General features: G+C 71.6%; 22 protein-coding genes. 9 read left to right on the forward strand and 13 right to left on the reverse strand.

The annotated features are described in order from the left end of the window. Positions 1 to 8 precede the first annotated feature (8 nt). The 3 genes from IM767_RS03480 to IM767_RS03490 are packed head-to-tail and all read left to right on the forward strand — an operon-like array spanning position 9 to position 3,432. Entirely contained in the window at positions 9 to 839 is an 831-nt protein-coding gene (locus IM767_RS03480; RefSeq protein ID WP_109209063.1) for an NAD-dependent epimerase/dehydratase family protein, read from the forward strand. Further along, entirely contained in the window at positions 826 to 1,869 is a 1,044-nt protein-coding gene (locus IM767_RS03485) for a LacI family DNA-binding transcriptional regulator (RefSeq protein ID WP_109209064.1), read from the forward strand. The genes IM767_RS03480 and IM767_RS03485 overlap by 14 nt, the downstream gene beginning before the upstream one ends. Before the next feature lie 36 nt (positions 1,870 to 1,905). Next, on the forward strand, positions 1,906 to 3,432 hold the full coding sequence (locus IM767_RS03490; RefSeq protein ID WP_109209065.1) for an apiosidase-like domain-containing protein: 1,527 nt from the start codon (positions 1,906 to 1,908) through the stop codon (positions 3,430 to 3,432). A gap of 54 nt (positions 3,433 to 3,486) precedes the next feature. On the opposite strand, the gene IM767_RS03495 is transcribed toward IM767_RS03490, so the two are convergent. The 10 genes from IM767_RS03495 to IM767_RS03540 form a co-directional block, all read right to left on the reverse strand. Continuing rightward, entirely contained in the window at positions 3,487 to 5,223 is a 1,737-nt protein-coding gene (locus IM767_RS03495; protein ID WP_109209066.1) for a D-apionate lactonase family protein, read from the reverse strand. Positions 5,224 to 5,371: 148 nt separating this feature from the next. After that, positions 5,372 to 6,127, reverse strand: a complete 756-nt coding sequence (locus IM767_RS03500; protein WP_109209067.1) for an SDR family NAD(P)-dependent oxidoreductase — start codon at positions 6,125 to 6,127, stop codon at positions 5,372 to 5,374. Between the two features lie 3 nt (positions 6,128 to 6,130). Then, positions 6,131 to 7,009, reverse strand: a complete 879-nt coding sequence (locus IM767_RS03505) for a phosphogluconate dehydrogenase C-terminal domain-containing protein (RefSeq protein ID WP_109209068.1) — start codon at positions 7,007 to 7,009, stop codon at positions 6,131 to 6,133. Beyond that, on the reverse strand, positions 7,006 to 7,800 hold the full coding sequence (locus IM767_RS03510) for a sugar phosphate isomerase/epimerase family protein (RefSeq protein WP_109209069.1): 795 nt from the start codon (positions 7,798 to 7,800) through the stop codon (positions 7,006 to 7,008). Before IM767_RS03510 ends, IM767_RS03505 begins: the two co-directional genes overlap by 4 nt. Next, positions 7,797 to 8,672: a triose-phosphate isomerase family protein gene (locus IM767_RS03515; protein WP_109209070.1), complete on the reverse strand. Its 876-nt coding sequence runs from the start codon at positions 8,670 to 8,672 to the stop codon at positions 7,797 to 7,799. Before IM767_RS03515 ends, IM767_RS03510 begins: the two co-directional genes overlap by 4 nt. Then, positions 8,672 to 9,142 (reverse strand): ribose-5-phosphate isomerase, encoded by a 471-nt coding sequence (locus IM767_RS03520; RefSeq protein WP_109209071.1) that lies wholly within the window; start codon positions 9,140 to 9,142, stop codon positions 8,672 to 8,674. The genes IM767_RS03515 and IM767_RS03520 overlap by 1 nt, the downstream gene beginning before the upstream one ends. Beyond that, positions 9,135 to 10,895, reverse strand: a complete 1,761-nt coding sequence (locus IM767_RS03525; RefSeq protein WP_109209072.1) for a dihydroxyacetone kinase family protein — start codon at positions 10,893 to 10,895, stop codon at positions 9,135 to 9,137. The genes IM767_RS03520 and IM767_RS03525 overlap by 8 nt, the downstream gene beginning before the upstream one ends. Then, positions 10,892 to 12,307 carry an MFS transporter gene (locus IM767_RS03530; RefSeq protein WP_109209073.1) on the reverse strand — a complete coding sequence of 472 codons (1,416 nt, stop codon included), beginning with the start codon at positions 12,305 to 12,307 and terminating at the stop codon, positions 10,892 to 10,894. The genes IM767_RS03525 and IM767_RS03530 overlap by 4 nt, the downstream gene beginning before the upstream one ends. 97 nt (positions 12,308 to 12,404) lie before the next feature. Beyond that, on the reverse strand, positions 12,405 to 13,964 hold the full coding sequence (locus IM767_RS03535; RefSeq protein WP_239453158.1) for a hypothetical protein: 1,560 nt from the start codon (positions 13,962 to 13,964) through the stop codon (positions 12,405 to 12,407). Positions 13,965 to 14,281: 317 nt separating this feature from the next. After that, entirely contained in the window at positions 14,282 to 15,592 is a 1,311-nt protein-coding gene (locus tag IM767_RS03540; protein WP_109209074.1) for an ABC transporter substrate-binding protein, read from the reverse strand. Positions 15,593 to 15,737: 145 nt separating this feature from the next. On the opposite strand from IM767_RS03540, the gene IM767_RS03545 reads away from it, so the two are divergent. Together IM767_RS03545 and IM767_RS03550 are read left to right on the forward strand one after the other, a co-directional pair. Next, positions 15,738 to 16,475: a FadR/GntR family transcriptional regulator gene (locus IM767_RS03545; RefSeq protein ID WP_109209075.1), complete on the forward strand. Its 738-nt coding sequence runs from the start codon at positions 15,738 to 15,740 to the stop codon at positions 16,473 to 16,475. A 44-nt stretch (positions 16,476 to 16,519) separates the two neighbouring features. Then, entirely contained in the window at positions 16,520 to 17,770 is a 1,251-nt protein-coding gene (locus IM767_RS03550) for a D-arabinono-1,4-lactone oxidase (RefSeq protein WP_109209076.1), read from the forward strand. A 153-nt stretch (positions 17,771 to 17,923) separates the two neighbouring features. On the opposite strand, the gene IM767_RS03555 is transcribed toward IM767_RS03550, so the two are convergent. The 3 genes from IM767_RS03555 to IM767_RS03565 all read right to left on the reverse strand — a co-directional run bounded on the left by IM767_RS03555 (position 17,924) and on the right by IM767_RS03565 (position 20,984). Beyond that, positions 17,924 to 18,907: a type IV toxin-antitoxin system AbiEi family antitoxin gene (locus tag IM767_RS03555; protein ID WP_109209077.1), complete on the reverse strand. Its 984-nt coding sequence runs from the start codon at positions 18,905 to 18,907 to the stop codon at positions 17,924 to 17,926. Between the two features lie 251 nt (positions 18,908 to 19,158). Then, positions 19,159 to 20,505, reverse strand: coding sequence for an MFS transporter (locus IM767_RS03560; RefSeq protein ID WP_378764569.1), 1,347 nt, complete (start codon positions 20,503 to 20,505; stop codon positions 19,159 to 19,161). A 5-nt stretch (positions 20,506 to 20,510) separates the two neighbouring features. Beyond that, entirely contained in the window at positions 20,511 to 20,984 is a 474-nt protein-coding gene (locus IM767_RS03565) for a MarR family winged helix-turn-helix transcriptional regulator (RefSeq protein ID WP_109209079.1), read from the reverse strand. A gap of 101 nt (positions 20,985 to 21,085) precedes the next feature. Here IM767_RS03565 and IM767_RS03570 point away from each other — a divergent pair, with 101 nt between their 5' ends. The 4 genes from IM767_RS03570 (at position 21,086) to IM767_RS03585 (ending at position 25,486) form a co-directional block, all read left to right on the forward strand. Continuing rightward, positions 21,086 to 21,937, forward strand: a complete 852-nt coding sequence (locus tag IM767_RS03570; protein ID WP_109209080.1) for an alpha/beta fold hydrolase — start codon at positions 21,086 to 21,088, stop codon at positions 21,935 to 21,937. 304 nt (positions 21,938 to 22,241) lie between these two features. Next, a complete protein-coding gene (locus tag IM767_RS03575; protein ID WP_109209081.1) occupies positions 22,242 to 23,852 on the forward strand; it encodes a glycoside hydrolase family 6 protein in 1,611 nt (536 codons plus the stop codon). A 189-nt stretch (positions 23,853 to 24,041) separates the two neighbouring features. Beyond that, positions 24,042 to 24,368 carry a hypothetical protein gene (locus IM767_RS03580; protein ID WP_109209082.1) on the forward strand — a complete coding sequence of 109 codons (327 nt, stop codon included), beginning with the start codon at positions 24,042 to 24,044 and terminating at the stop codon, positions 24,366 to 24,368. A gap of 68 nt (positions 24,369 to 24,436) precedes the next feature. After that, complete coding sequence (locus IM767_RS03585) at positions 24,437 to 25,486, forward strand: lipoate-protein ligase LplAB (RefSeq protein ID WP_109209083.1); 1,050 nt, start codon at positions 24,437 to 24,439, stop codon at positions 25,484 to 25,486. Positions 25,487 to 25,540: the final 54 nt, after the last annotated feature.

The following is a 25,540-nucleotide window of genomic DNA, read 5'->3' on the forward strand; positions in this document are numbered from 1 at the left end:
GGTACGGCATGCGGATCGGTGTCACCGGCAGCGGAGGCAAGCTCGGGCGGGCGACGGTGGAACGGCTGCGCGCGGACGGCCACGAGGTCATGGGCTTCGACCTCGCGGGTGCGCCCGGACCGGGATTCACCCGCGTCGACCTCACCGACTTCGGGCAGACGCTCGACGCGTTCCTCTCGGTGACAGCGCGCCACGAGGGGCTCGACGCGCTCGTGCACCTCGCCGCGATCCCGGTGAACGGACTCGTGCCCGACGCCGCGACCTTCCACAACAACGTCACCGTCTCGTTCAACGCGCTGTTCGCCGCGCACCGCGCCGGCATCCGCACCATCGTGCTGGCCTCGAGCATCACCGCGATGGGGTTCCCGTTCGACGAGGCCCCGCCGGCACTGCCCGTCGACGAGACGTACACCGCGGCCAACAACACATACGGCCTCGGCAAGGTCGCCGAAGAGGCGATCGCCGCGCAGCTCGTCCGCTGGAACCCCGAGACCTCCATCACGGCCCTGCGCTTCACGAACGTCGTCGCTCCCGACGAGTACGCGACCTTCGAGCGGGCCGGAGAGCCCGGCTACCGCCGCGACCTCGTCGGCTCGTGGGTCGACGCCCGCGACGGCGCGCTCGCCGTCGCGCTCGCGCTCGGCGCGGCCCGGCCGGGGTTCGAGGTGTACAACGTGGCCGCACCGGAATCCGGCAATGCACAGCCGTCGCGCGAGGTTGCCGCTCGCTGGTTCCCCGGAACGCCAGTGGCCGACGATCTCGGCGAGTTCGAGTCGCTCATGTCGACCCGCAAGATCCGCGCGCGGCTCGGCTTCGCCGCCGAGCATGACTGGCGCTGAGGTGTCGCCGCAGGGGAGCGCGCCCGGTCGTCCGGGAATCCGCCAGGTCGCGGCCCGGGCGGGAGTCGCGGTGGGCACCGTGTCGGCCTACCTCAACCACCCCGACCGCGTCTCGGCGGAGCGGGCGCGGCGCATCGGCGAGGCCATCGACGAGCTGGGGTTCGTGCCCTCGAGCGCCGGCCGCCAGCTGCGCCTGGGCGTCAGCAGTCTGATCGGCTACCTGTCGCCCGACGTGAGCAACCCCCACTTCAGCGAGATCGCGCAGGAGGTCGAGTACCGGGCGGAGCGGCTCGGCATGACGGTGTTCTTCGCGCACTCCCACGGCGACCGCGATCGAGAGGACGCGTACCTCGAGGCGTTCGAGCAGCGTCAGGTGCGCGGGCTGCTGGTGTCGTCGTTCGAGCCCATCGAAGAGCGGCTCGCGGCGATGCGGGAGCGCGGCACGCCGTCGGTGCTCGTCGGACGACGCGCGCGCGAGGCGAGCCAGCCGTCCATCTCCATCGACGACGTCTCCGGAGGCCGCCAGGCGGCCGAGCACCTCGTGGCGAGCGGATGCCGCCGCCTGGCGTTCGTCGGTGGTCCGCTGCCCGTCCAGCAGGTGACCGACCGCCTCGCAGGAGCGCGCCAGGCGGTCGCGGCCGAGCCTGTTGCGGGCATCGAGGTCGTCGAGGTCGCCGAGCGCTCGATCGCCGCGGGCCGCGCGGTCGGAGCCGCGCTCGCCGCCCGGCCCGCCGCGGAGCGCCCCGACGGCGTCTTCGCCGCCAACGACGTGCTCGCGCTCGGTGTGCTGCAGGCGCTCGCGGCGGGCGGCGTCTCGGTGCCGCGGGACGTGGCGCTCGTCGGCTACGACGACAACGAGTTCGCCGAGGCGTCCCTCATCCCGCTCACCAGCGTGCGCGCCCGCCATGAGGATTTCGGTGCGACCGCCGTCGACCTGCTGTTCGAGGCGATCGAGCACGGCGCCGTCGCGCAGCGGGTCTACGAGCCCGAGCTGATCGTGCGCGAGAGCTCGCGCCGCACCGCCCCCTGACCACCCCGCACGGACCCGAGTCGAAGGAGAATCCCCGTGTCCTCTGAGCCCGCCCCGCAGCCGCAGGAGCTGTACCGCCCGATCGAGCTGGCGTTCGAGGGCGCCGAAGCGATCCCGGCCGACCGCACGCCGCTCACCCTGCGCGCGCGGCACCACGGCTCCGGCGCAGAGCGCGTCGTGCCCGGCTTCTGGGACGGCGGCACGACGTACCGCGTACGGTTCTCCCCGGACCTCGAGGGGGAGTGGTCGTGGACGACGGAGAGCGCGGATGCCGCGCTCTCGGGCAGATCCGGCACGTTCGCGGTCGTGCGCGGCACAGAGCGCGGGCCCGTAAGGGTCGCGCACCGCTTCCACTTCGCCCACGCCGACGGCACCCCGATCCGGCCCGTCGGCGCGACCGCGTACAACTGGCTGCATCAGGAGGAGCCCCTGTACTCGTCGACCGTCGACGCGATCGCCGAGGCGGGGTTCAACAAGTTCCGCTTCATGGTCTTCCCGCAGGGCGGCGGCTACATCGAGCACATCCCGACGCTCTGGCCGTTCGAGAAGACCGACGGACGGTGGGACGTGACCCGGCCCGTGCCGGCGTTCTTCCAGCGGCTCGACCGCGCCGTCGAGCTGCTCGGCGAACGGGGCATCCAGGCCGACGTGCTGATCTACAACGCGTACGACCGCGGTCAGTTCGGGCTGAACGAGCTCACCGAGGACGAGGACGCCGTCTACCTGCGCTACCTCGTCGCGCGCCTGGCCGCGTATCCGCACGTGTGGTGGTCGCTGTGCAACGAGTTCGACCAGCTCGAGCGGCCGGACGAGCGCTGGGACCGCACCGGGGCGCTCCTGGCCGAGATCGACCCGTACGACCACCTGCGCTCGATCCACAACTGGATCGAGCTGTACGACAACAACCAGCCGTGGGTGACGCACGCCTCGATCCAGAACGGCTCGGTCACCACGGACTTCGGCCGTGCCGGGCTGTACCGCGACGTGTGGGGCAAGCCCGTCGTGCTCGACGAGATCAAGTACGAGGGCGACATCCCGGAGCGCTGGGGACACCTGGACGCGGAGCAGCTCGTGCACCAGTTCTGGGTGTCGACGGTCGCCGGCTGCTACGCCTCGCACGGGGAGAGCTTCGTCACCGCGTCCGGCAGCCTCCACATGGTCGAGGGCGGCCCCCTGCGCGGCGACTCGCCCGTACGGCTGGGCTTCCTGCGGCGCATCCTCGAGGAGGTCGACGGGCCCGGCCTCGACCCCGTCGACAAGTGGGACGACCCCGCTCATGTCGCCGGCATCCCTCGTCGCACCTACCTGCAGTACCTCGGCAGCTCGGCGCCCGCCGACTGGTCGTTCCGGCTGCCGATCGGCTTCCCCGGCGAGCGCCCCGAGCCCGGCGACGCCTTCGAGGTCGACATCATCGACACCTGGAACATGACGGTCACGCCGGTCGGGCGCCGCTTCACGCTCGACGACGTGCAGCGCAACGACGCCTACGACCGCGCGTCCGCGCCGGTGGAGCTGCCCGAGGGCGAGGCCCTCGCCCTGCGCATCACCCGGGTCGAGGCCTGAGTCATCGCGCGACGCGACCCGTCGTGAGCTGACGCCACGACGGGTCGCGGGGGGTCAGAGCTGCACGAACTCGCCCGGCGCGACCTCCGCCGTGCGGAAAGAGCCGTCGGGCAGCTCGACCTCGACCGCCCGGGTCGACCGGTCGAGGTTCGCCACCAGGACGACCGCGCCCTCATCGGTGCGGGCGCCGATCGCCCACACCAGGCCGTCGGCGGAGTCGCCGGCAAGAGCCGGGTGGCCCGACAGCGAGCGGAGGGCCGACACCGCCCCGAGCACCGGGTAGGGCGCGCCGTCCGCTCCGCGGAGGCCACGCGGACCCCATTCCTCGAAGTACGCGAGGGTCGCGACGCCGGGCACCGCAAGGGCGGCTGCGCTCGCGACGGTCCAGGCGGCGAGCTCGGGTGCCTGCTGGCGCTCGTCGACCGCGTCGATCAGCGCGGAGCCGTAGCCCTCGCGCAGGTCGTCGTGGGCGGGCATCGGCGGCGCCGTCGTCGCGACGTCGTTGAAGTGCGGACGCAGCGAGATCGGACCGATGTGCACGGGAGCCCCGCGCGCGATCTGCACCCCCTGTGTCGCGACCAGCCGCTGGATGGGCAGCGCCTCGACGAGCTGAGCCGTGGAGAGGCTGTGGAAGAGCGGCGTGCTGCTGAACACGATGCCGTCCAGGCCCCGCGGCAAACGGTGCTGCTCGCGGTTCAGCTCGGTGAAGTGGGAGCGTGCTCCGCCCACGACCTCGGTCCGGACGCCGGCCTCGTCGACGGCATGGCGCAGCAGGGCGATCGCCTCCAGGTCGGAGACGTGGCGCGCGGGCCCGGTCGGCCAGAACGCGCTGGCGCGCGCGACCGGCAGTCCGCGCAGCGCCGCGGCGCCGTCGTGCACGCTCTCCGGGTCGGAATGGTCGAGCACGAAGCGAACGTCGAGCGGGAGAGCGGATGCCGCGGCCCGGTCGAGCGCCGCCCGCCAGTTGCGGGTGGCGAGATCGAGCTCGACCAGCACGGCGGCCGGCGTCGCTGCATCGTCATCGGCGAAGGGGGCGGGACCGGCTGCCGTCGAGGCCGCCACCGCGATCGCGGGGAAGGCCGGCCCCTGCGTGAGGCGGAGACGGGTGACCTCGGCCGGCGCGAGCGGAACCGGCTTTGCCGACACCGCGAGGTCCACCGACTGCACGACCCGCTCGCCCGCCGCCAGGGTGTAGGGGAAGGGCAGTGCCAGTGGCCGGCTGTACGTCTTGTACGAGGCATCCGTCCAGTTGCGCTGGTCCTCCATCTCGAACACGTCGCCCTCGAAGCGGACGTCGACGTCGAGGCCCTCGTGCGACCACGAGAGCCCGGCGACGTCGAACGCCGGCTGGTGGGGGCTGATGTGCTCCGGGAAGCGCGAGTGGGCGACCGCCCCGTCGGAGTGGCGGACGAGGAGGGCGGTACCCGCGACGGTCGGCGGATGCAGCACGACGAGACCGGTGCGATTCGTCGCGAACTCAGCCTGCGATTCGAGATCGGTGAGCACGCGCAGCCGCCCGGGACCGCGCACCTCCGCGCGCACGATGCCCCGGAGATCGGCGCCCAGACCCTCCGTGTGCACGTGCAGGGTGAGGGCGAGGTCGGACGACGCGATGCGGTCGACGACCAGACTCGCCGTGTCCCAGTTGCGGTCGCGCACGACGGCGCGCACCGACCGCAGCACGATGCGGCCCTCGAACGCGATGTCGGCGAGTTCGTCGGCCCACACCTCCAGCGACCAGGCGCCGCTGCGCCACGTGCGCGCCCGTTCGCCGTTCCACAGGTCCGTCATGGTTCCCATCCTCGTACTCCGATCGCGTTCGAGGTCACGTGCCGTCCGTGGTCCGTGCTTCGGGGGTTCGGCGCGCGGACTCCCCGTCGGGGTGCAGGGCTGCGCCCCGACGGAGAAAGGCGCCCGGAACCCGGGACGCCGCCGGGCCTCAGAGCGAGGTCATGCCGCCGTCGACCTGGAACGTCGCACCCGTCGCGAAGGCGCCGTCGTCGCTGGCGAGGTAGACCATGATGCCCGCGACGTCGTCGGGCGTGCCGGCGCGGCCGATCGGGATGCGGCCGATGATCGCGGCGCGGGACTCGGGGTCCTCGCTGATCGCCGCGACGAGGGGCGTCTCGGTGTACGCGGGCTGCACCGTGTTCACCCGGACGCCCTTGTCGGCGTAGGCCGCGGCGACGGTGCGGCCGAGGCCGTGCATACCGGCCTTCGACGCGCTGTAGGCGGTGAAGTCCCTGCCCTCGCCGTTGACCGCGGTCGGGCTGCCGGTGAGGATGATCGACCCGCCGCCGCGCGGCACCATGCTGCGCAGGGCGTGCTTGACCGTCAGGAACGTGCCCGTCAGGTTGATGTCGATCGTGCGGCGCCACACGTCCAAGTCGAGGTCGGCCGCCGGCGCGTCCTGCCCGAACAGCTGCACGCCGGCGTTCGCGACCACCACGTCGGGCGCCCAGCCCGCCGCCTCGACCTCGGCGAACGCCGCTTCGACCGCGGCTTCGTCCGAGATGTCCATCGTGACGGCGCGGGCGTTCTCGCCGATCTCGGCAGCGGCCGCAGCCGCGCCCTCGCCGTTGCGGTCGGCGAGGATGACCCGGGCGCCCTCGCGGGCGAAGCGCTGGGCGACGGCCAGGCCGATTCCCAGTGCCCCGCCCGTGATGAGCGCGGTCTTGCCCTCGAGCTGGCCCACCGGTCAGCGCTCGATGTGGTCGAGGTGGAGCATGCGCGCCAGGTTCTTGTCGAGCTCGTCGTCGCGGAAGATCTTCTTCCAGTCGTCCTTGATGATCGACTCGCGCCCGTAGTCCATGGCGATGAGGCACGCGTCCGAGAACGGGTTGTCGCCGCGCAGGCCGTTGGCCAGGGCTACCTGGGTGTGGCCGTACAGGATGCTGCGCGCCGCCGCCTCGGGCACGCCCATGGTGTTGATCGCCTCGTCGAGCGCCTCGTTGAGGAGCGAGCCGATCATGCAGGCGACGGTCTCCACGAGGGTCGGCTCGAGCTGGGCGAGCTGCTTGACGGTCACGAAGTGCACGTCGATGACGGGCGCGTAGATCGCGCGGACGGTCGCCTCGACGATCTCCTTGTGCGCGGGGTCGTCGCTCTCGACGGCTGCGATCGCGTCCTGGGGGGCGGCGATGCCGCCGAAGGTGTCGGCCCACTCCTCCTTGGTGGTGCGCTCGAGGAACACCGACGGGTGGCACGGGTGCGCGACGGCCTGGATGACGTCCTCGCGGGTGGTGAGCAGCCCCGCGTAGGCGGCGGCCGGGTCGAGCGTCAGCACGATCGCGCCGGACTTCAGCTGCGGCACCAGGTCGGCGGTGACGGGGCCGAGGGCGAGGTCGGGCACGGCCAGGACGACGATGTCGGCGTCGGCGACGGCGGTCGCGGCATCCGTCAGCTCACGACCCGCGTCGATCGTGCGCTGGCGGCCGGCCGGCGAGTTCTCGACGTACCAGACGGTGTGGTCGGTCCCCGCGAGGTTGTTGGACACCCGCATGCCCATCTTGCCGCCGGCGCCGACGACGGCGATCCTGTACGTGGCTGTGCCGGTGTTCTCAGCGGTGGTGCTCATGTCGTGCTCCTCAGGTGTTCGATGGTTCGGCGGGTCCATTCCCGCTCGGTGCGGACGGTGGTCTCGGCATTCCCCTGCCAGGAGAGCCAGTGCTCGACGACCTCGTTCACGCCGCGCTCGCGCGGGCGCACGGTCTCGAGCAGGTGGGGGTAGTCGTGCAGGCCCTCGCCCATGGGCGCGCCGCCGTAGGTGAAGCCGACCCAGCCGGGCTGGCGGGCGAAGGCGAAGTCCTTGACGTGCACGTTCTTGACGTGCGGGGCGGTCAGCTCGACGCAGTCGCGCGGCAGCTCCAGACGGGCCACGACGTTCGCCGGGTCCAGGCAGATGCCCAGCCGCTCGCTGTCGATGCGGGCGACGAGGCCGACGAGGTCTTCCGTCGCGACCTGCTCGTACGTCTCGAGGGCGAGGTCGACTCCGGATGCCTCGTACGCCGGCAGTGCGGCGCGCAGCCACTCCGCGGCCTGACCGAGGGTGGGGCGGTTGTCGGGGGAGTACAGCATGCTGCGGACGAGCTTCGCGTCGAAGACGCCGGCCAGCTCGAGGAAGCGGGCGAGCCGGTCGGGCTCGACGCCCTTGGTGCCGAGCTCGATCGTGAGGCCGAGGTCGCGGGCGGCCGCGGCCGCATCGCTGAGCTCCGCGGCGGTCATGAACTCGAGCGGTGCGTAGTCGCAGATCTGGAACAGCTCGACCTCGAGCTCCTTCGTGGCCTCGAACGCGCCGACGAGCGACAGCGGCTCGGGCACCTGGTCGGAGTGCTGCCAGAAGAACGCGTACGTGCCGAGCCCGATCATGCGTCGACCTCGACCGTGTCTCCGTGAGACGACAGCGGGAGGACGAGACCGTGGGGTTCGCCCTGGGTCTCGTCCTGCCACTGGGGTCTCACGGACGGGAAGGAGTGCGAGGAGCGGGAGGAGGCGAGGGCGGATGCCTCGTCCAGGACCGCCACGAGCGCGTCAGGGTCGTGCGCGAAACGGCCGAGGAAGAGGCCGTCGACGCTGTCGCCGAGGCGGGTCAGGAGTCCGGGGCCGGCGGAGCCGCCGTAGATGACGACGCTGCCGGTGCGGGCGGGGTCGGCGTCGATGGCGGCGCGGAGGGCTCGGGTCACCGCTGCGATGTGGTCGTCGGGGGCGGGTTCGGCGGCGCCGATCGCCCAGACCGGCTCGTAGGCGACGATGACCGGGCCCGCGGGAACGTTCTCGAGGTTCGCGGCGAGCTGCTCGACGTTCGCGAGCGCGGCGGCGGGGGTGCCCAGGCGTTCGGCTTCGCCGATGCACAGCACCGGGGTGATGCCGTGGGTGAGGGCGGCGGCTGCCTTCGCGGCGGTGACCGTGTCGGTCTCGTCGAACAGGCGGCGTCTCTCGGCGTGGCCGATCTCGGCGACCTGGACGCCGATCTCGGCGAGCTCGGCGGCGGTGATCTCGCCGGTGTACGCGCCGGGCGGATGCTGCGAGACGTCCTGCGCGCCGACGAGCACCGGGGTGTTCGCGAACGCGGTGAGACCGGTGGGGATCTGCAGGTAGGTGGGGATCACGAAGAACCGCACCGAACCGTCGGCCACGGCGGGGTGGCCGGCGGCGCGGATCGCCACGTCGGCGAACCAGGCGCGCGCCCGCTCGTGCCCGAAGTACGTCTTCAGGCTGACCCCCACCGTGACCCCGCTCATCAGCAGGAGCCCGTGGTCTCGTACTCGTCGATGACGGCGACCTTCTCCGCCGAGGCGGAGGTGGTGTCGAACCGGTAGGTGAGCCACTCGCGCACCAGGCGGCGGGCCAGCTCGATGCCGACGACGCGCTGGCCCATGGTGAGCACCTGCGCGTTGTTCGAGAGCACGCCGCGCTCGACCGAGAACGAGTCGTGGGCGGTGACGGCGCGGATGCCGGGCACCTTGTTGGCGGCGATCGCGACGCCCAGGCCTGTGCCGCAGATCAGCAGCGCCCGGTCGGCGTTGCCTTTCGCGACCTGCTGGGCGGCCTCGATGGCGACCTTCGGGTAGGGGGTGTGGCCGTCGGCGTCCACACCCACGTCGATGACCAGGGCGACACCGGGGTTGTCCTGAAGATCCTTCTTGAGGATCTCCTTGTAGTCGAAGCCGGCGTCGTCGGCGCCGATCACGATGCGCAGCGGCTCAGCCATGTGCGTTCTCCTTCTGGTTCTCGGCCGCGAGCGTCTCGGCGGCGAGCGTTTCTCCGATGGCGGTCACGATGAGCGCGAGCGAGATCGCGCCCGGGTCGGGCGTGCCCACGCTGTTCTGACCGTGCGTACGGGCACGGCCCATGCGCGGCAGCAGGTCGGCGGTCGCGGTCGCGGCGCGGGTTGCGGCATCCGCCGCCGTCCGCCAGGCGTCGGTGAGTGAGGCGCCGGCGTCCACGGCGTGGGTCAGCGCCGAGCTGAAGGGCACGAGTGCGTCGACGAGGGTCTTGTCGCCCACCTCGGCCTTGCCGTAGTCGGTGACGCCGCGGGAGCCGGCCGCGACACCGGCGGCGATGGCGGCCGAATCCGGGCGGCCCTCGTCGCCGAGCCCCCGGGCGACCGCGTTCAGGATGACGCCCCACAGTGCGCCGGACGTGCCGCCGGCCTTGTCGCTCCAGGCGTCGGCGGCGCGGGCGAGCGTGGTGCGGGCACCTGCCCCGGCGTCGACGGCTGTCGTGGCGGCGCGAAGGGCCGCGTGCGATCCGCGCTGCATGCCGATGCCGTGGTCGCCGTCTCCCGCGATCGCGTCGATGCGGCCCAGCTCGTCCACGTGCGCATCCACCGTCTCGGCGATCGTGCGCACCGCGGCGAGCACCGTCCGGGCGACGGAGCGGGATGACTCGTCCCCGGGCTCGATGACGTCGGCCACTGTCGCGGCGGCTGTCGAGGCATCCGTCCGCTCCTGCGGCGCGACGGAGCCGCGCCGGTAGGACGGCGTGTCCACGGGGGCCTCCCACAGCTCGGCGAGCTCTTCGTCGAGCCAGAACAGGGTGAGCGAGGTGCCGGCCATGTCGAAGCTCGTGCAGTACTCGCCCACGTGCGGGTCGACGAGCTCCAGGCGGGCGTCCTGGAGCAGCTGTGCGATGCGCCGGTAGACGACGAACATCTCCTCGTACTTCAGCGACCCCAGGCCGTTGAGGATCGGCACCACGCGGGCGCCCTCGACGGTCACGCCCTCGGGCACCTCGGCGAGCAGCTTCTCGACCAGCAGCTGCGCGAGCCCGTCGGCGGTGGGGATGCCGGTCTCGTCGATGCCGGGCTCGCCGTGGATGCCCAGCCCGATCGCCATCCGCCCCTCCGGCACGGTGAAGAGCGCCTGCTCGGCGCCGGGCAGCGTGCACCCGGTGAACGCCACCCCGAACGACCGCGTGCGCTCGTTCGCGTGACGGGCGAGGCGCGTCACCTCGGCGAGGTCGGCGCCCGCCGCCGCCGCGGCGCCGGCGATGCGGAACACCGTCAGGTCGCCGGCGATGCCGCGCCGCTTGTGCTTCTCGTCCGCCCTCGCCGACACGATGTCGTCGGTCACCGTGACCGTCTCGCAGGCGATGCCGTCGGCCCTCAGCCGCTCCTGTGCGGCGTCGAAGTTCAGCACATCGCCGGCGTAGTTGCCATAGCTGAAGAACACGCCGCCGCCGTTATCGGCGGCCTTCGCGACCGCGTACACCTGCTGCGTCGAGGGCGACGCGAACAGGTTGCCCATCGCCGCGCCGTGCGCGAGGCCGGGGCCGACGAGCCCGCCGAACGCGGGGTAGTGGCCCGAGCCGCCGCCGACGACCACCGCGACCTGACCGGCCGGCGACACCGTCGAGCGCACCACGCCGCCCGGCACCCGGCGGACGTACCGCCCGTTCGCCGCGACGAAGCCGTCGATCATCTCGTCGGCGAAGTCCGCCGGCTCGTTCCAGAGTCGGGTCATCGCGCGTCGCCCCGGGGGTCTGCCGCGGTGCGCAGGGCCTCCGCGTCGACGGCGGCATCGGCGGCCGTGTCGTCGACGTCGACCGGGCTGATGCGGTTGCTGCGGGCCAGCAGCACCATGAGCACCGCCGAGACGAGCATGACGAAGCCGACGATGAACATCGGGATCTCGTAGCCACCGGTCCAGTCGTGCACCGCACCGGTGATGAACGGGGCCGAGAAGCCGGCGAGGTTGCCGATCGTGTTGATGAGCGCGACGCCCGCCGCCGCGGCGGCACCCGTCAGGAAGCGCGTCGGCAGCGTCCAGAAGTTCGGGAGCGCGGCGAAGATGGCGCACGCCGTGATCGTGATGACGGCGATCGTCGCGGCGGGCGACCCCATGAACAGCGCGAGGGGGATGCTGATGGCCCCGGCGATCGCAGGACCGGCGATGTGCCACGTCTTGAGTCCGCGCTTGGAGGCGTCGCGCGACCAGAAGTACATGACGATCGCGGCCGGCAGGTACGGGATCGCGGTGATGAGGCCCTTCTGCAGCGTGTCGAAGGTCTGGCCGGTCTGGGCCTGGAAGCCCTCGATGATGGTCGGCAGGAAGAACGCCAGCGCGTACAGGCCGTAGATGAAGCCGAAGTAGATGAACGAGAGCACCCAGACGCGGCCGCTCTTGAAGGCGAAGCGCGCCGAGACGTGGCCCTGCTCCTTCTTCTGCGTGGCCGCCTTCTCGCGGTCGAGCGCGTCGGTCAGCCAGACCTGCTCCTCGCGCGTCAGCCACTTGGCGTCGGCCGGCTTGTCCTTGAGGTAGAACCACGCGATGATGCCGACCACGATCGCCGGGATCGCGACGCCGAAGAACATGAAGCGCCAGCCCTCGAGGCCGAAGAACACCTCGTGCTGCTGGATGAGCCAGCCGGCCAGCGGGGCGCCGATGACGGTGGTGAGCGGCTGCGCCAGGTAGAAGAGCATCAGGATGCGGCCGCGGTACTGCGCGGGCACCCAGAGGCTCAGGAAGAGGATGGCGCCCGGGAAGAAGCCGGCCTCGGCGACGCCGAGGAGGAAGCGCAGCACGACGAGCTGCTCGAAGTTCTGAACCCACGTGAACAGAAGGGCGACGATGCCCCAGCTGACCATGATGCGCGAGAGCCAGCGGCGGGCGCCGAACTTGTGCAGCGCCAGGTTCGAGGGCACCTCGAGCAGGATGTAGCCGATGAAGAAGACGCCCGACGCGAAGCCGAACTGCGCGGCGGAGAGCGCCAGGTCTTCGTTCATGCCGTTCGGAGCGGCGAACCCGATCGCGGTGCGGTCGAGGTAGTTGATGAAGAACATCAGCGCGACGAACGGCACGAGGCGGATCGACACCTTGCGGATCGTCGAGCGCGCGACCGCTGGCGCGTCGGCGGTGATCTGATTCTGGTCCACGGTGACTCCTGCTCATCGACGGTGATCGAGGTGGTTTCCGGACCATTGTGACAAACCGGTTGACCAATTGCAAGCGCGGCGAACGGATGCCGGAGGCTCAGCCGATCCGCCGCGTCGCGGCATCTGCGATCTCGAACTCGAGCGTCTCACCGGCGGCGTCCCCGGTCGTGATCCGCAGCTCGTGGGCGCCGAAGCGCTGCGACCACACGTCGGGCGTGCCCGCGTGGGCGGCGATCGCCTCCTGCGCGTCGGCGTCGTCGAAGTCCTCGTACACGACCCAGTCTCCGCTGCCGACCCTCTCGGTCTTCGCTCGATCCGGGCCGCACAGCCAGGCCGCGATGAGCACCGTCGCCCCCGCTTCGGCGCGGGCGCGGAGGCCGTCGAGCGTCGCGCGGGGTAGGCGGCTGCCGGCGACGACGACGAGTCCGGCATCCGCCAGCTGATCGGCCCGCACGTGCTCGTCGAACGCGAGCACCCCGCGGGTCGCCTGGAACAGCCCGTGCAGGCGCGTGGGCTCTGTGGCACCGGCGTCGAGCGGGAATCGCGACCGCGGGATGCCGTTGAGGCCGTGGCGCGGGAAGTCGTAACCGGGGATGTGCAGGCAGCTGCCGTGCGCGGGGAGCTGCCCGTGGCTGAGGGCGTGCCACGCCGCGAAGACGCTCTGCGAAGCGGCGGGCGCCGTCGCCTGCCGGTTTCCGAACGGCCGCTCGCCGCGGCCGAAGTCGCTGTCGTCGGCATGCACGAGGGCGATGTCGGGACGCGCGTCGCGGTGGCTCCAGCGCAGCGGATGCCGGGGCACGAAGTCCTTCGCGAACTCCAGCCACACCTCGCCGTGCGCCGTGCGCGCGAAGCGGCCCTGGCCGAGGTGGCGGGTGAGCACATCGATGTTCTCGACGAAGAGCCGCGTCGGTGCGAACAGGTACGCCAGGCGCAGGGCCGAGGCGAACTCGGCGGGGGAGTGACCGGGGAAGCCGGGGGCCCGCGTGGTCCACGGCCCGACGTCGGGACCCCAGAGGTCGGCGCATATCCACAGCTCGCGGTCGTACTGGAGGGCGGCGCCGAGCGCGGTGCCGAGCTGCAGCGGCTGGAACGACTCCTTCATGACCTTGGGTGCCGGGGTCATGCCGGCCCGCGCGAGCGCGTGGAACATGACGGGGAACACCTGCTCCGAGAGCACCGGCACCGGCCGGCCGCCGGCCTGGCTCACCGCGTCTGCGATGTCGGTCGTGAGCGCTCGCACCGTGTCGTCGATCACGTCGAGGGCGGCTGCGGCGTCGAGTCCGTCGGTCTGCCCGAAGTGGGGGAGATGCGCGTCGTGCCGGTACTGGTCGGCGTGGATCTGCAGGTGCTCGGGCTCGTCGTAGAGCACGCCTTCGAGCACTCCGGATGCGGCTGCGTCGCGCACCAGTTCCGCCGGCAGGTCGTACCGGTTGGTGCCGTCGGCGTGCGGGCCGTTGATGTTGCCGTACTCGTTGCCGAGCACGAGGCCGATGCCGGCCGCGGCGAGGTCGTCGAAGAGGGCCGCGTGATCCTCTTGCGTCGGGATCACGTGGTGCACGTAGAAGTCGGCGCCCAGCTCGCGCAGCTGCGCCGTGAACTCGGCCGGCGTCGGCGCCGGGTCCTGAGAGGCGATGGGGATGCCGGTGCCCGTGCGCATGATGTCGTCCGACGCGCCGCCCGCCCAGGGATCGTGGAACGCGACGACGGGGCCCTGGATGCCGAGCGAGGGCCGGGCGGTGGGTTCCCGGTCGGGCGTGGCCGGGGCGGGAACGGGGGAGGGCGCGGACAGGGTGGGGCTCCTCGGGTCGGGTCGGGTGCGGTCGGGCCGCGTGCGGGTCGCGGGCGGGTGCGGTCGCGGGCGGGTGGAGAGGGTGACGGAGACTGCGGGCGTGGCGGGGCGCGCCGACGGGCCGACGGCGCCGAGACGGTGCGGGAGCCGGCACCCCCCCGGAGCCGGCTGCCGCACCCGACGTGCTACTGGTTCAGCACCACGTCCATCTCGGCGAAGAACTGCTCGACGGCCTGGTCGACAGTCAGCGTGCCGAAGTTCAGCTCCTCGGTCAGCTCGCGGAACTTCTCGTGCAGCGAGCCGTAGCCGACGATCGGCGCGGGCGGGGCGTCGCCGAGGCGGTCGGCGATCGACGCCTCGTAGTCGACGATGTCCTGGCTGACCGGGTCGAGGTCCGCGGCCTCCCGCGCCGTCGCCGACGCCGGCAGGCCGCGGTTGGTGCCGAAGATCTCGCCCGACTCCGGCGAGTTGATGAGGAAGTCGATGAGCGTCGCGGCCGCAGCCGGGTGCTCCGAGTTCGCGGCGATGGAGTACATCTGCGAGGCCTTCAGGTACAGATCCTTCGCGCCCTCCTCCGACAGCGGCGGAGCCTGCAGCGTGACCTCGTAGCCTTCGCCGAGGTTCGCGAGGTATCCCGCGAGGAAGTTGTCGGTCTGCGTATCGCTCGCGCCGAGGCCCGCGTCGAACGCGGTCATCGGCTGCACCTCGGCGACCCGCTGCTGCGGCACGAACTGCCCGGCCTCGCGCACCGCGGCGCCCTGCTCCCAGTACTCGGTGAGACGCTCCTCGTCGAAGCCGGGGTTGCCCTCGTCGTCGAAGAGCTCCTTGCCCTCGGCGCGCAGCTGCATCTCGAAGTTGACGAAGCGCGAGCTCGGGTCGACGCCGCCCCACACGTCCGCCACGCCGGCCGCCTCGGCGGCGTCGCTGGTCTCGGCGACCCACTCGTAGTACTCGTCCCAGGTGCCGCCTGCGAACGGCTCGACGCCGATCTCGTCGAGGATCGTCGTGTTCATGAACATCGACCAGGCGTTCGTGGAGATCGGGACGGCCGTGGTGACGCCGTCGACCACGCCGGCGCCGAGCACGGACGGCTCGATCGGCTCCGTCTGGATGATGGTGCCGAGGTACGGCTCGAGGTCGAGCAGCGAGCCGCTCTGCGAGTATTGGCGGATGTAAGCGAGATCCATGGTCACGACGTCGGGAAGACCGCTGCCGCTCGCCTCGATCTGACGCTTCTCCCAGTAGTCGTTGGGCGAGAGGAACAGCACCGAGACGTCGATGTTCGGATGCTGCTCCTCGAAGACGTCGATCGCCTCGTTGTAGAGCTCGGCGCGCACGTCGTTGCCCCAGAAGGTGAAGTCGATCGACACCTCCTCGTCGGGGTCGAGCGTGGGTTCGGTGCTGGCCGGCGCCGATGAGGCGCACCCCGTCAGCACGAGGGCTGCCAGGGTCGTCCCCGTCATGCCCGCCATCAGCTTCCTGCTCCGGAACTTCATCGTTGATCGCCTCTCACCATCGAGCCAAGGAAACGTTTTCTCGCAAGACCGCGAGAAAGGCGACCTGCGTCGCCTGACGACAGTCTGACAAACCGGTTGACCGAAAGCAATCCCGAATCCCGCCCGACTGCCGTAAGTTGTTCGCATGCCCGCCTACCCCGACGACCGGTCCGCCGAGATCACCGCGGCGCTGGGCGCCCTGCCGAGCGGCACGCCGGTGTCGGAGGTCGCGCGGCGGCTGATGGATCTGTTCACCGGCGGCGACCTCGAAGCGGGCACCAGGCTGCCGCCCGAGCGGCAGCTCGCCGCGACGCTCGGCGTCGGCCGGTCCGCGGTGCGCGAGGCGCTGGCCGCGCTGGAGATCCTCGGCATCGTCGACGTCCGTCCGGGCTCGGGCACGTACCTGCGCGGCACCGCCAGCGAGCTGCTGCCGCAGACCCTGCGGTGGGGGCTGCTGATCGGCCAGAAGAACACCGCCGAGCTGCTGGAGCTGCGCTCGGGCCTCGAGATCTACGTCGCGCGGCTCGCCGCCGGCCGGGCCGCGGCATCCGATCGGCGTGCCCTCTCCGGATCTCTCGAACGCATGCGCGGCGGCGTGGGCGACCTCAAGGCGTTCGCGCGCGCCGACCTCGACTTCCACAACGCGCTGGCCGCCGCGGCCGGGAACGACACCCTCGTCGACCTGCTGCACGTCGTGCGCTCGCTGCTGCAGGTGTACGCCGACCGGGCCGTTCATGACGAGACCGAGGCGCGCACCGCCATCGACGAGCACGCCGCGGTCTTCCGCGCCATCGAGGCGGAGGACGAGGATGCCGCCGCCTCCGCGATGGCGACCCACATGGCGACAGCTTCGCAGCGACTGGCTGCCGAAGCCGCCCACTGACCCCCATCGTCCCGAGCAGGACGCACATCCGAGAAGGAGGCGCGATGCCGCGCAACTGGGCAGGAACCTACGAGTACACGGCGCCCCGGATCGTCGACGCGACGTCGGTCGACGACGTCCGGCGCGTGCTCGCGGAGCCGGGGCGGGTGCGCGCGCTGGGCACGCGGCACTCGTTCACCGATCTGCCCGACACCACGGGGACCCTCGTCGACGTGACCGGGTTCGCCGCCGACTTCGAGCTCGACGAGTCCGCCCGCACCGTGACCGTGCCGGCCGGCATCCGCTACGGCGTGCTGGCCGTCTGGCTCGACGATCGCGGCTGGGCCCTGCGCAACATGGGTTCGCTGCCGCACATCAACGTCGGCGGGGCCACGGCCACCGCCACGCACGGCTCGGGCGACCGCAATCCGGTGCTCTCGGCATCCGTGCGCGCCCTGCGCTACGTCGGGGCCGACGCCGAGGTGCACGAGGTGCGTCGCGGCGAACCCGACTTCGACGCGCTCGTCGTGGGTCTCGGCGCCTACGGCATCGTGGTCGCGCTCACTCTCGACATCGAGCCCGCCTTCCGCGTGCGGCAGGACATCTACACGGGCGTGACATGGGATGCCGCGCTCGCGCACTACGACGAGCTCACGTCCGCCGGGTACAGCGTGTCGGTGTTCTCGCGCTGGGAGGATCCGTCGGTCGGTTACGTCTGGATCAAGACGCGCCTCGACGCCGACGACGACGCGGTGCCCGACACGGTCCTCGACGGCGTGCGCGCGCTCACCGGCGACTCGCCGCTCGGCGTGGAGGACAACGTCACCGAGCTCGCCGGCGTCCCCGGGCCGTGGATGCTGCGACTGCCGCATTTCCGGCTCGACGCGCAGCCGTCGTTCGGCGATGAGATCCAGAGCGAGTACTTCGTCGACCGGGCCGCCGCGCCGGCGGCGCTGAACGCGGTTCGGGCACTGGGCGACGGCATCCGGCCTCATCTCATCTGGACCGAGCTGCGCACCGCCGCCGCCGACGAGCTGTGGCTGAGCCCGGCCTATCGCCGCGACGTCGTGATCATCCACTTCACCTGGTACAACCACGCCGACGAGGTCGCCGCCGCCGTCGCCCGTATCGAGGCCGCGCTCGAGCCGTTCGGCGCGCGTCCGCACTGGGGCAAGCTGCACGGCTTCGAGCGCCCGGCGATGGAGAGGGTGCACCCGCGCCTGGCCGACGCGCGGGCGGTGTTCGAGCGACTCGACCCCGACGGGCGGTTCACCAACGCCCACCTCGAGAGGGTGGGCGTGCGCGAGCCGCGCTGAGCTCGCAGCCGCGCAGGGTCTCGCCGGGCCCCGTCTCGCGAACCCACATCTTCTCTCGCGAACCCACATCGCGCGCGCCAACCCACATCGGCGAGGTCCCCGATACGGGTGGGTTCGCGCGGAATGTGTGGGTTGGCGGGGATCCCCGAGGCCTCAGCGCCGCGGCGCGATGTGGAAGTCCGCCAACCGGCGGCGGAGTGCCTCGGCTGACGTGATGTGCGGCGATCCCCACCGGACGAATGATCGACCACTGTGCCCACGGATCCAGTCCTCCCGCTCCTTCTCGCGGATGAACACCTCGCGGCTGGTCCGGCCGCGAAGCATCGCGGGGTCGGAGTACTTCCCCTCGCCGTCGAACTCGCCCCACGCGTCGACGTCGTCTAGACCGAAGTCGATCTCGTACCTCCTGCCGCCGGGGCCCTCGAACGGAACCTGCAGCCGAGGAGCCGCGAAGCCCAGATCGTCGAGGTAGAGCCGGCTCACGCTCTCACCCGGCAGGTGCGCGCGCCCGTCGGCGAAGGCGGCGACCCATCGCGCCTGACGGATACCGCGACGCCCCGAGGACCGGGCGATCCGCGCCAGCAGCTCCTGACGCCATTGTTCCGCCACGATGAGCGAGTACGAGCGCTCGGCCTCGCTCCACGCGACGAGGCGCAGGGCGGCGTCGGCGGCCGCGACGGCGGTCTCGCGCGGTGTGGTCCGTATGAGGTCGTAGACCGTGCGCTGGAGAGTCGTGCAGGGGATGCCGCCGACCTGGGTGCGGTCGACGCGTGCGACTTCGACCTCATGACGCAGGACCAGTCCCGGGGCCGACACCACTCCTCGCGTGCGCGGCCCGCTCACATGCACCCCGCGGGGACGCCGACGATACAGCGGCAGCCCATGCAGCACGGCGGCGGACTCGTGTGACGCAACGACATCGCCTCCGCGCCGCGCCGGTTCCACGGCGAGGACTTCGAGCAGGTGCTGATCCTCCGGCCGCATGGCCGACCAGTCGTCTGCGCGGACGTACCGCCCGCGGTGGAGTCGCCGAAGCTCCCCTTGCCGCACGCCACGGCGAAGGGCCTGCGGATCTCGTCCGAGGCGCTCGAGCGATGCAGGGCTGTGGATGAGCGCGCGGGCGGCTTCGGCATCCATCCCCGCATCCTCTTCCGCCCGCCGAACCGTCTCGACGGCCGGAAGTCGTGATGTGGAACTTTCGCGCTCGCAGCCCGCTGTGGAGAAGTCGCCGCGCCGCCCCGGCGCCCTGGCCCCGTTGCCCACCCCACATCGACCGCGCCAACCCACACCCGCTTACCGGCTGGAGCGTGTGGGTTCGCGCCGGGAGTGTGGGTTCGGCGGGGGCGAGGGGCAGCAGACGCCTCGGGACGAAGCGGTTGAGCGCGGGGTCAGCTGGCGCGGGCGCGCGAGCGCAGCTCGTCGTCGTCCGGCAGCACGCGGATGGGCGTGGTGCCGGCGACCTCGTCGCTGAACTCCTCGGGTGCGATCACCGTGAGGGGCCGCGTCTCCTCCAGGGTGAGGCGGAACCGCTTGCGCTCGTGGCGGTGCAGGCGCCCCGACACGAGCAGCCACGTGCCGCCGATCGCGAAGGCGACGAACGCGGCGACGGCGCCGACGAGGATCGCCATGCGCGGGCCGAACTCAGCGGCGACCCAGCCGACGATGGGCGCGCCGATCGGGGTGCCGCCCATGAGGATCGCCATGTACAGCGCCAGCACGCGACCGCGCAGCACGGGATCGGTCGTGGTCTGCACGTAACCGTTCGCCGTGGTCATCATCGTGACGACCGCGAAGCCCGTGAACATGAGGGTGATCGCGTAGAGCCAGTAGGTCGGCATGAAGGCGGAGACCACGGCGGCGGCGCCGAACATCGCAGTGCCGATGATGAGGACGCGAAGGCGCGCGCGGTCACGGCGGGCGGCCAGCAGCGCGCCGGCGACGGAGCCGATCGCGAGGATCGAGCTCAGCAGGCCGAACCCGTCGGCCTCCTTGCCGAACTCGACGGCCATCGTCGAGGCGAGGATGGGGAAGTTCATCCCGAACGCGCCGATGAGGAACACCATCGCGCACGTCACGATGAGATCGGGTCGGCCGGCCACGTACCGGAAGCCGTCGGCGAGCCGCGACGACTGCGGCGCCTTCACGCGGGGGATGAGCTCGTGCGTGCGGATGAGAAGGAGGGCCGCCAGCATCGCGAGGAACGTCACGCCGTTCGCGACGAAGACCCAGCCGGTGCCCACCGCGACGATGACGATGCCGGCGACGGCGGGGCCGATCATGCGCGCGCCGTTGAACGAGGCGGCGTTGAGCGCGACGGCGTTCGACGCGTTCTCGCGGGCGACGAGGTCGGACACGAACGCCTGACGCGCGGGGTTGTCGAACGCCGCGACGACGCCGAGCGCGAGGGCGAAAAGATACATGATCGGCAGCGTCATCGCGCCGGCGAAGATCAGCACGCCGATCGCGACGCCGAGCAGGAGCAGCAGGCTCTGGGTCAGGAGCAGGAGCTTGCGGCGGTCGAAGCGGTCCGCGACGAGACCGGTGACCCCGACCAGCAGCAGGGGCGGGGCGAACTGCAGCGCCATCGTGACGCCCATCGCGGCGGCGTCGTTGTCGGTGAGCTCGGTGAGCACCACCCAGCTGATGGCGGTGGCCTGCATCCAGGCGCCGATGTTCGACACCAGCGCGCCGATGAACCACACCCGGTAGTTGAACGCGGAGAAGGACCGGAACATCGCGCTCATCGGGCGGCCATCCTCTCCATGATCTCGGTGGCGCGCGCGAGGGTGGCGCGCTCCTTGGGGGTGAGCCCGGCCAGCGCCGCCTCGACCCAGGCGTCGCGTCGCCGGGCCGTCTCGTCGACGATCGAGCGGCCGGCATCGGTCAGCGAGATGACGACCTTGCGTCCGTCCTTCTCGTCGGCCGAGCGGGTGATCCAGCCGGACTCCTGCAGGCAGTTGACCGTGCGGTTCATCGACGGCGCCGAGACGCGCTCGCGGTCGGCCAGCTCGCCGAGGGTGTGGGGGCCGTGGGTCCACAGCCCCGCCAGCACCGCGAACTGCCCGTCGCTCATCGAGTCGACGGCGCGCTGCGTGCGCATGCGGCGGGCGAGACGGAACGTCGCGATCCGAAGCCGCGAGGCGGCCACGGAGAGGTCGGGCTGATCCGCCGCCTCTGCGGCGGGGTCTGTCGTCTGCGTTCCGTGGCTGCTCATCCGATTCTTTAGCCTAGCTCATTAGTCTTGCTAAGGAAAACCGGATGCCGCGACCCGGGCCGGTTCATCGCGCCCCACTCGCCGCGCCCTAGACTCGCCGCATGCCCGAGTTCCTCGATGCGCACGGCATCACGATCTTCTTCGACGTGCATCCGGCGAAGACCGACCCGCGGGCTGTCGTGCAGCTGCTGCACGGGGTGGGCGAACACGCCGGGCGGTACGCCACGCTCATCGAGGCTCTCACGACCCATGGCTACATCGTGTGGGCGGCGGACCACCGGGGCCACGGCCGCACCGGCATGACGCAGCACAAGGGCGACGTCGCGCTGCTCGGCCACCTCGGGCCCGGTGGATTGCGTGCTGCGCTGGCGACGATGTGGCAATTCACGCAGCAGATCCGCGCCGAGAACCCCGGGCTGCCGCTGGTGCTGCTCGGGCACTCCGGCGGGTCGGTCCTCGCCCAGATGCTCGTGAACGAGCACGCCGACGCCTACGACGGACTGGTTCTCACCGGGTCCGCGCTGCGCATGCCGGGCTCGATCCACACCAGCGGACTGAACAAGCCGTGGGCCGGTCCCGACGCGATGGGTACCGAGTGGCTCTCGAGCGATCTCGCGGTCGGACGCGCCTTCCTCGACGATCCGCTCACCACGAGCGAGGACCCCATCAAGCTGATCGGCGTACTCGACTCGCTGCGCATGTACGGGCTGCCTCGCAAGAACCTCGGCCGCGACATCCCGACCCTCCTGATGGTCGGGCGCGACGACACCGTGGGCGGCCCGCGCAGCGTGCATCGGCTCGCCGACGCCTATCGCACCCGATCCGGTTTCACCGACGTGACGACGCTCGTGTATCCGGGCGCACGCCACGAGATCTTCAACGAGGTCATGCAGGCCGACGTCCGCGGCGACCTGCTCGCGTGGCTCGACCAGCGCATGCCCGCCCGCAGCTGACGCCGGCTCTCGATCTCGCGCCCGGAGTGGCCGGGGGCCGGGGGCCGCGGCCCGGGGACCGCGTGAACAGGGGCGGCGGTCAGGATCGGTGGTCGTGGCTGCGCCTGCGCCCGCACGGCATGGGCGGACGTGAGCCGATTGCTCATTGACGCCGCGGGCGTCGTGGGACATCCTGGCCCCAGCAAGCATTGTGGGAGCGCTCCCACGCTCTTCCGAAGGCGGAATCACGCCGCCCCAGGCACGCACGACGCTGCTCCCCGGGCGAAGACGCCCGGCGGTCGACGACGACCAACGGAGAATCCCCATGTTCCACGTATCCGCCCGTCCCGCCGCTCATCCGCCCGGCAGGCGCCGCGCCCTCGTCCTCGGCGCCGCCGCGGCACTGGCGGTCGGGCTCGCGGTCCCGCTCGGCTCTTCGGCTGCGGCAGCCGACGACGCCCCGGGTGCGGGACTCGTCGGCTCCGACCTGTACGTCAATCCGTGGAGCACGACGCTCGAGGCGTCGCAGTCGCTCAGCGGGCAGGCGCGCGACGACGCCCAGCTTCTGGGCTCGATCGCCTCGGCGACCTGGTTCACCTCCGGCACGCCCGACGAGGTGCGGGCCGAGGTCGACGCCGTCGTGACGGCGGCCGCCGCGCAGGGCGCGATGCCCGTGCTGGTGGCGTACAACGTGCCCTTCCGCGACTGCGCGCAGTACTCCGCGGGCGGGGCGCTCGACACCGCGGCGTACCAGGCGTGGATCGACGGATTCGCGGCGGGCATCGGTGATCGACCCGCGACCGTCATCCTCGAGCCCGACGGTCTCGGAATCATCCCGCACTACGTCACCCTCGACGGCGTCGCCGAGTGGTGCCAGCCTGCCGAGGTCCCCGCAGAGACGGCGGCGGCCGAGCGCTTCGCGCAGCTCAACCACGCCGTGGACGCGCTCGGCGCCCTGCCCGCGGCATCCGTCTATCTCGACGGAACGGGGTCGAGCTGGCTCAACGTCGGCGAGATCTCGGACCGCCTGCTCAAGGGCGGCGTGGAGCGCGCGGACGGGTTCTTCCTCAACGCCTCGAACTACCAGTTCACGAGCAACTCGACGTCGTTCGGCACGTGGGTGTCTCAGTGCATCGCCTACGTGACCCAGGTGAACCCCGGCGACTTCGGCTCGTGCGGCAACCAGTACTGGAACGGCGGTCCGGCCACGAACTGGAACGGCGTCGCGATGTCGCAGTACGGCCAGTGGAGCGCGGATGCCGCCGACCCGGCGCTGAACACGAAGGGCGTCGATTCGCGCTACGCCCTGATCCTCGGCGACGTCGAGGCGACGACGCGCTTCGTGATCGACACGAGCCGCAACGGGCTCGGACCGTGGAACCACGAAGGCGCCTACTGGGATACGCACGAGGACTGGTGCAACCCGCCGGACCGCGGCCTCGGGCTGCGTCCCGACACCACGACCGACGTGCCGCTGGTGGACGCGTACCTCTGGATCAAGGTGCCCGGCGAGTCGGACGGCAAGTGCTACCGCGGCACGGCGGGACCGCTCGACCCCGAACGCGGCATGGAGGACCCCGCCGCCGGGCAGTGGTTCGTCGAGCAGGCGCGTGAGCTCATCGCCCTCGCCGACCCCGCGATCGCGCCCCTGGACTGCCACGTGGAGTGGACGCTCGACGCAGGCACGGGCGGGTACTCGGCGACCGTCCGCCTCTCCGGTGCCGTGGCCGATCGGTACTCGCTCGCCTTCGCGGTCCGCGACGGGCAGACGGTCGCCAAGGCCACCCGTGCCGCCATCGCGCAGGACGGAGGGATCGTCACCGTCACGGGCACCACCAAGAAGACCGGCAACGCGCCCGATACGGTGATCCACGCGAAGGGCGAGCCGGGCACGCCGTGGCAGTTCCTGCTCGACGGACGCGCCTGCACCTCGTGAGCGAGCGCGCGCCGTCCTGAGAAGAGGCGGCGGCGACGGATGCCTCGCCCCGTCGCCGCCGCCTCATACCAGTTCGCGCGGGCCCGCGTCCAGCCCTCGGCCTTTCCGGCGGCGCGGTCCGCCCCGTCGCTAGGCTGACGCGCGCTGCGGCGCCCGCCGCGGCATCCCTCGCGAAAGGTTCCCCCCGCCTTGATCACTCTCAGCTGGCTCCTGCTCATCGCCCTCGTCGGAGGCGTGCTCGCGATCGTGGACGGCATCCTGCGCGTCCGCGGCAAGGGCAACACCCTCATCGGGATCATCGAGATCGTCGTCGCCGCGCTGTTCGTGCTGTCGCTGTTCCTTCCCGGCATCCCGTTCGGATCGCTGGTGCTCGCGATCGCCACGCTCATCGTCATCGTCCTCGGGATCGTGTTCCGCGGTCGCCAGGGCGTCGGCGTCGCGATCGCGGCGCTCGCGGTCATCGCGCTGTGGATCGTGCTGGCGAACCGCTGGCTCGTCATCCCCGGCATCAACTGAGGTGCGAGCCGGGCGCCGTCCTCCGGCGGCGCCCGGTCGCGCCCGCACCCGCCCAATAGGCTGAAAGCATGCACGGCGAATACAAGGTGCCCGGTGGAAAGCTCGTGGTCGTCGACCTGGAGGAGCGCGACGGCCGCATCGCGGAGTTCCACCTCGCGGGCGACTTCTTCCTCGAGCCCGACGACGCCCTCGCCGACATCGACGCCGCCGTCAACGGGCTGCCCATCGAGTCGGATGTCGCGGCGATCGCGGCCGCCGTGCGCTCGGCGCTCCCCGAGGGGGCGCAACTGCTCGGCTTCACCCCCGAGGCCGTCGGCACCGCGGTGCGCCGTGCACTGGTCACCGCCCCGGGCTGGCGCGACTTCGACTGGGAGATCGTGCACGACGGTCCGGTCTCGCCGCGCATGAACCTCGCCCTCGACGAGGTGCTCACCGGTCGCGTCGGCGACGGCCGCCGCCGGCCGACGCTTCGCATCTGGGAGTGGAACGAGAACGCCGTCGTGATCGGATCCTTCCAGTCCCTGCGCAACGAGGTCGACCCCGACGGCGCGGCAAAGCACGGCTTCGACGTCGTCCGACGCATCTCTGGCGGTGGCGCCATGCTCATGGGCGCCAACTCGATCGTGACGTACTCGCTGTATGTGCCGGCATCCCTCGTCGCCGGCCTGACCTTCGCGGACTCGTACGCGTTCCTCGACGACTGGGTGCTGCAGGCGCTGCGCGCCCTCGGGATCGGGGCGACGTATCAGCCCCTCAACGACATCGCCTCGCCGCAGGGCAAGATCGGCGGCGCGGCGCAGAAGCGGCTCGCCAACGGGGGAGTGCTGCACCACGCGACCCTCAGCTACGACATGGACGGCGCGGTCATGACCGAGGTGCTGCGCATCGGTCGCGAGAAGCTCAGTGACAAGGGCACGACGTCTGCCGCCAAGCGCGTCGACCCGCTGCGCCGCCAGACGGGCCTGCCGCGCGAAGCGATCATCAGCAAGTTCGAGGAGACGTTCGCGACCCTCTACGGGGCTGTCCCCGGGCACATCACCGAAGACGAGTACGCCGAGGCGGAGGCGCTTGTGGAGTCCAAGTTCGCCACCGACGCGTGGCTGCGTCGCGTTCCGTGACCGTCCAGCCCGTCCCTGAGTCCGTCGAAGGGCTCGCGACTCCGGGGCCAGCGG

Source organism: Microbacterium ureisolvens, assembly GCF_015278315.1.
Lineage (GTDB): Bacteria > Actinomycetota > Actinomycetes > Actinomycetales > Microbacteriaceae > Microbacterium > Microbacterium ureisolvens.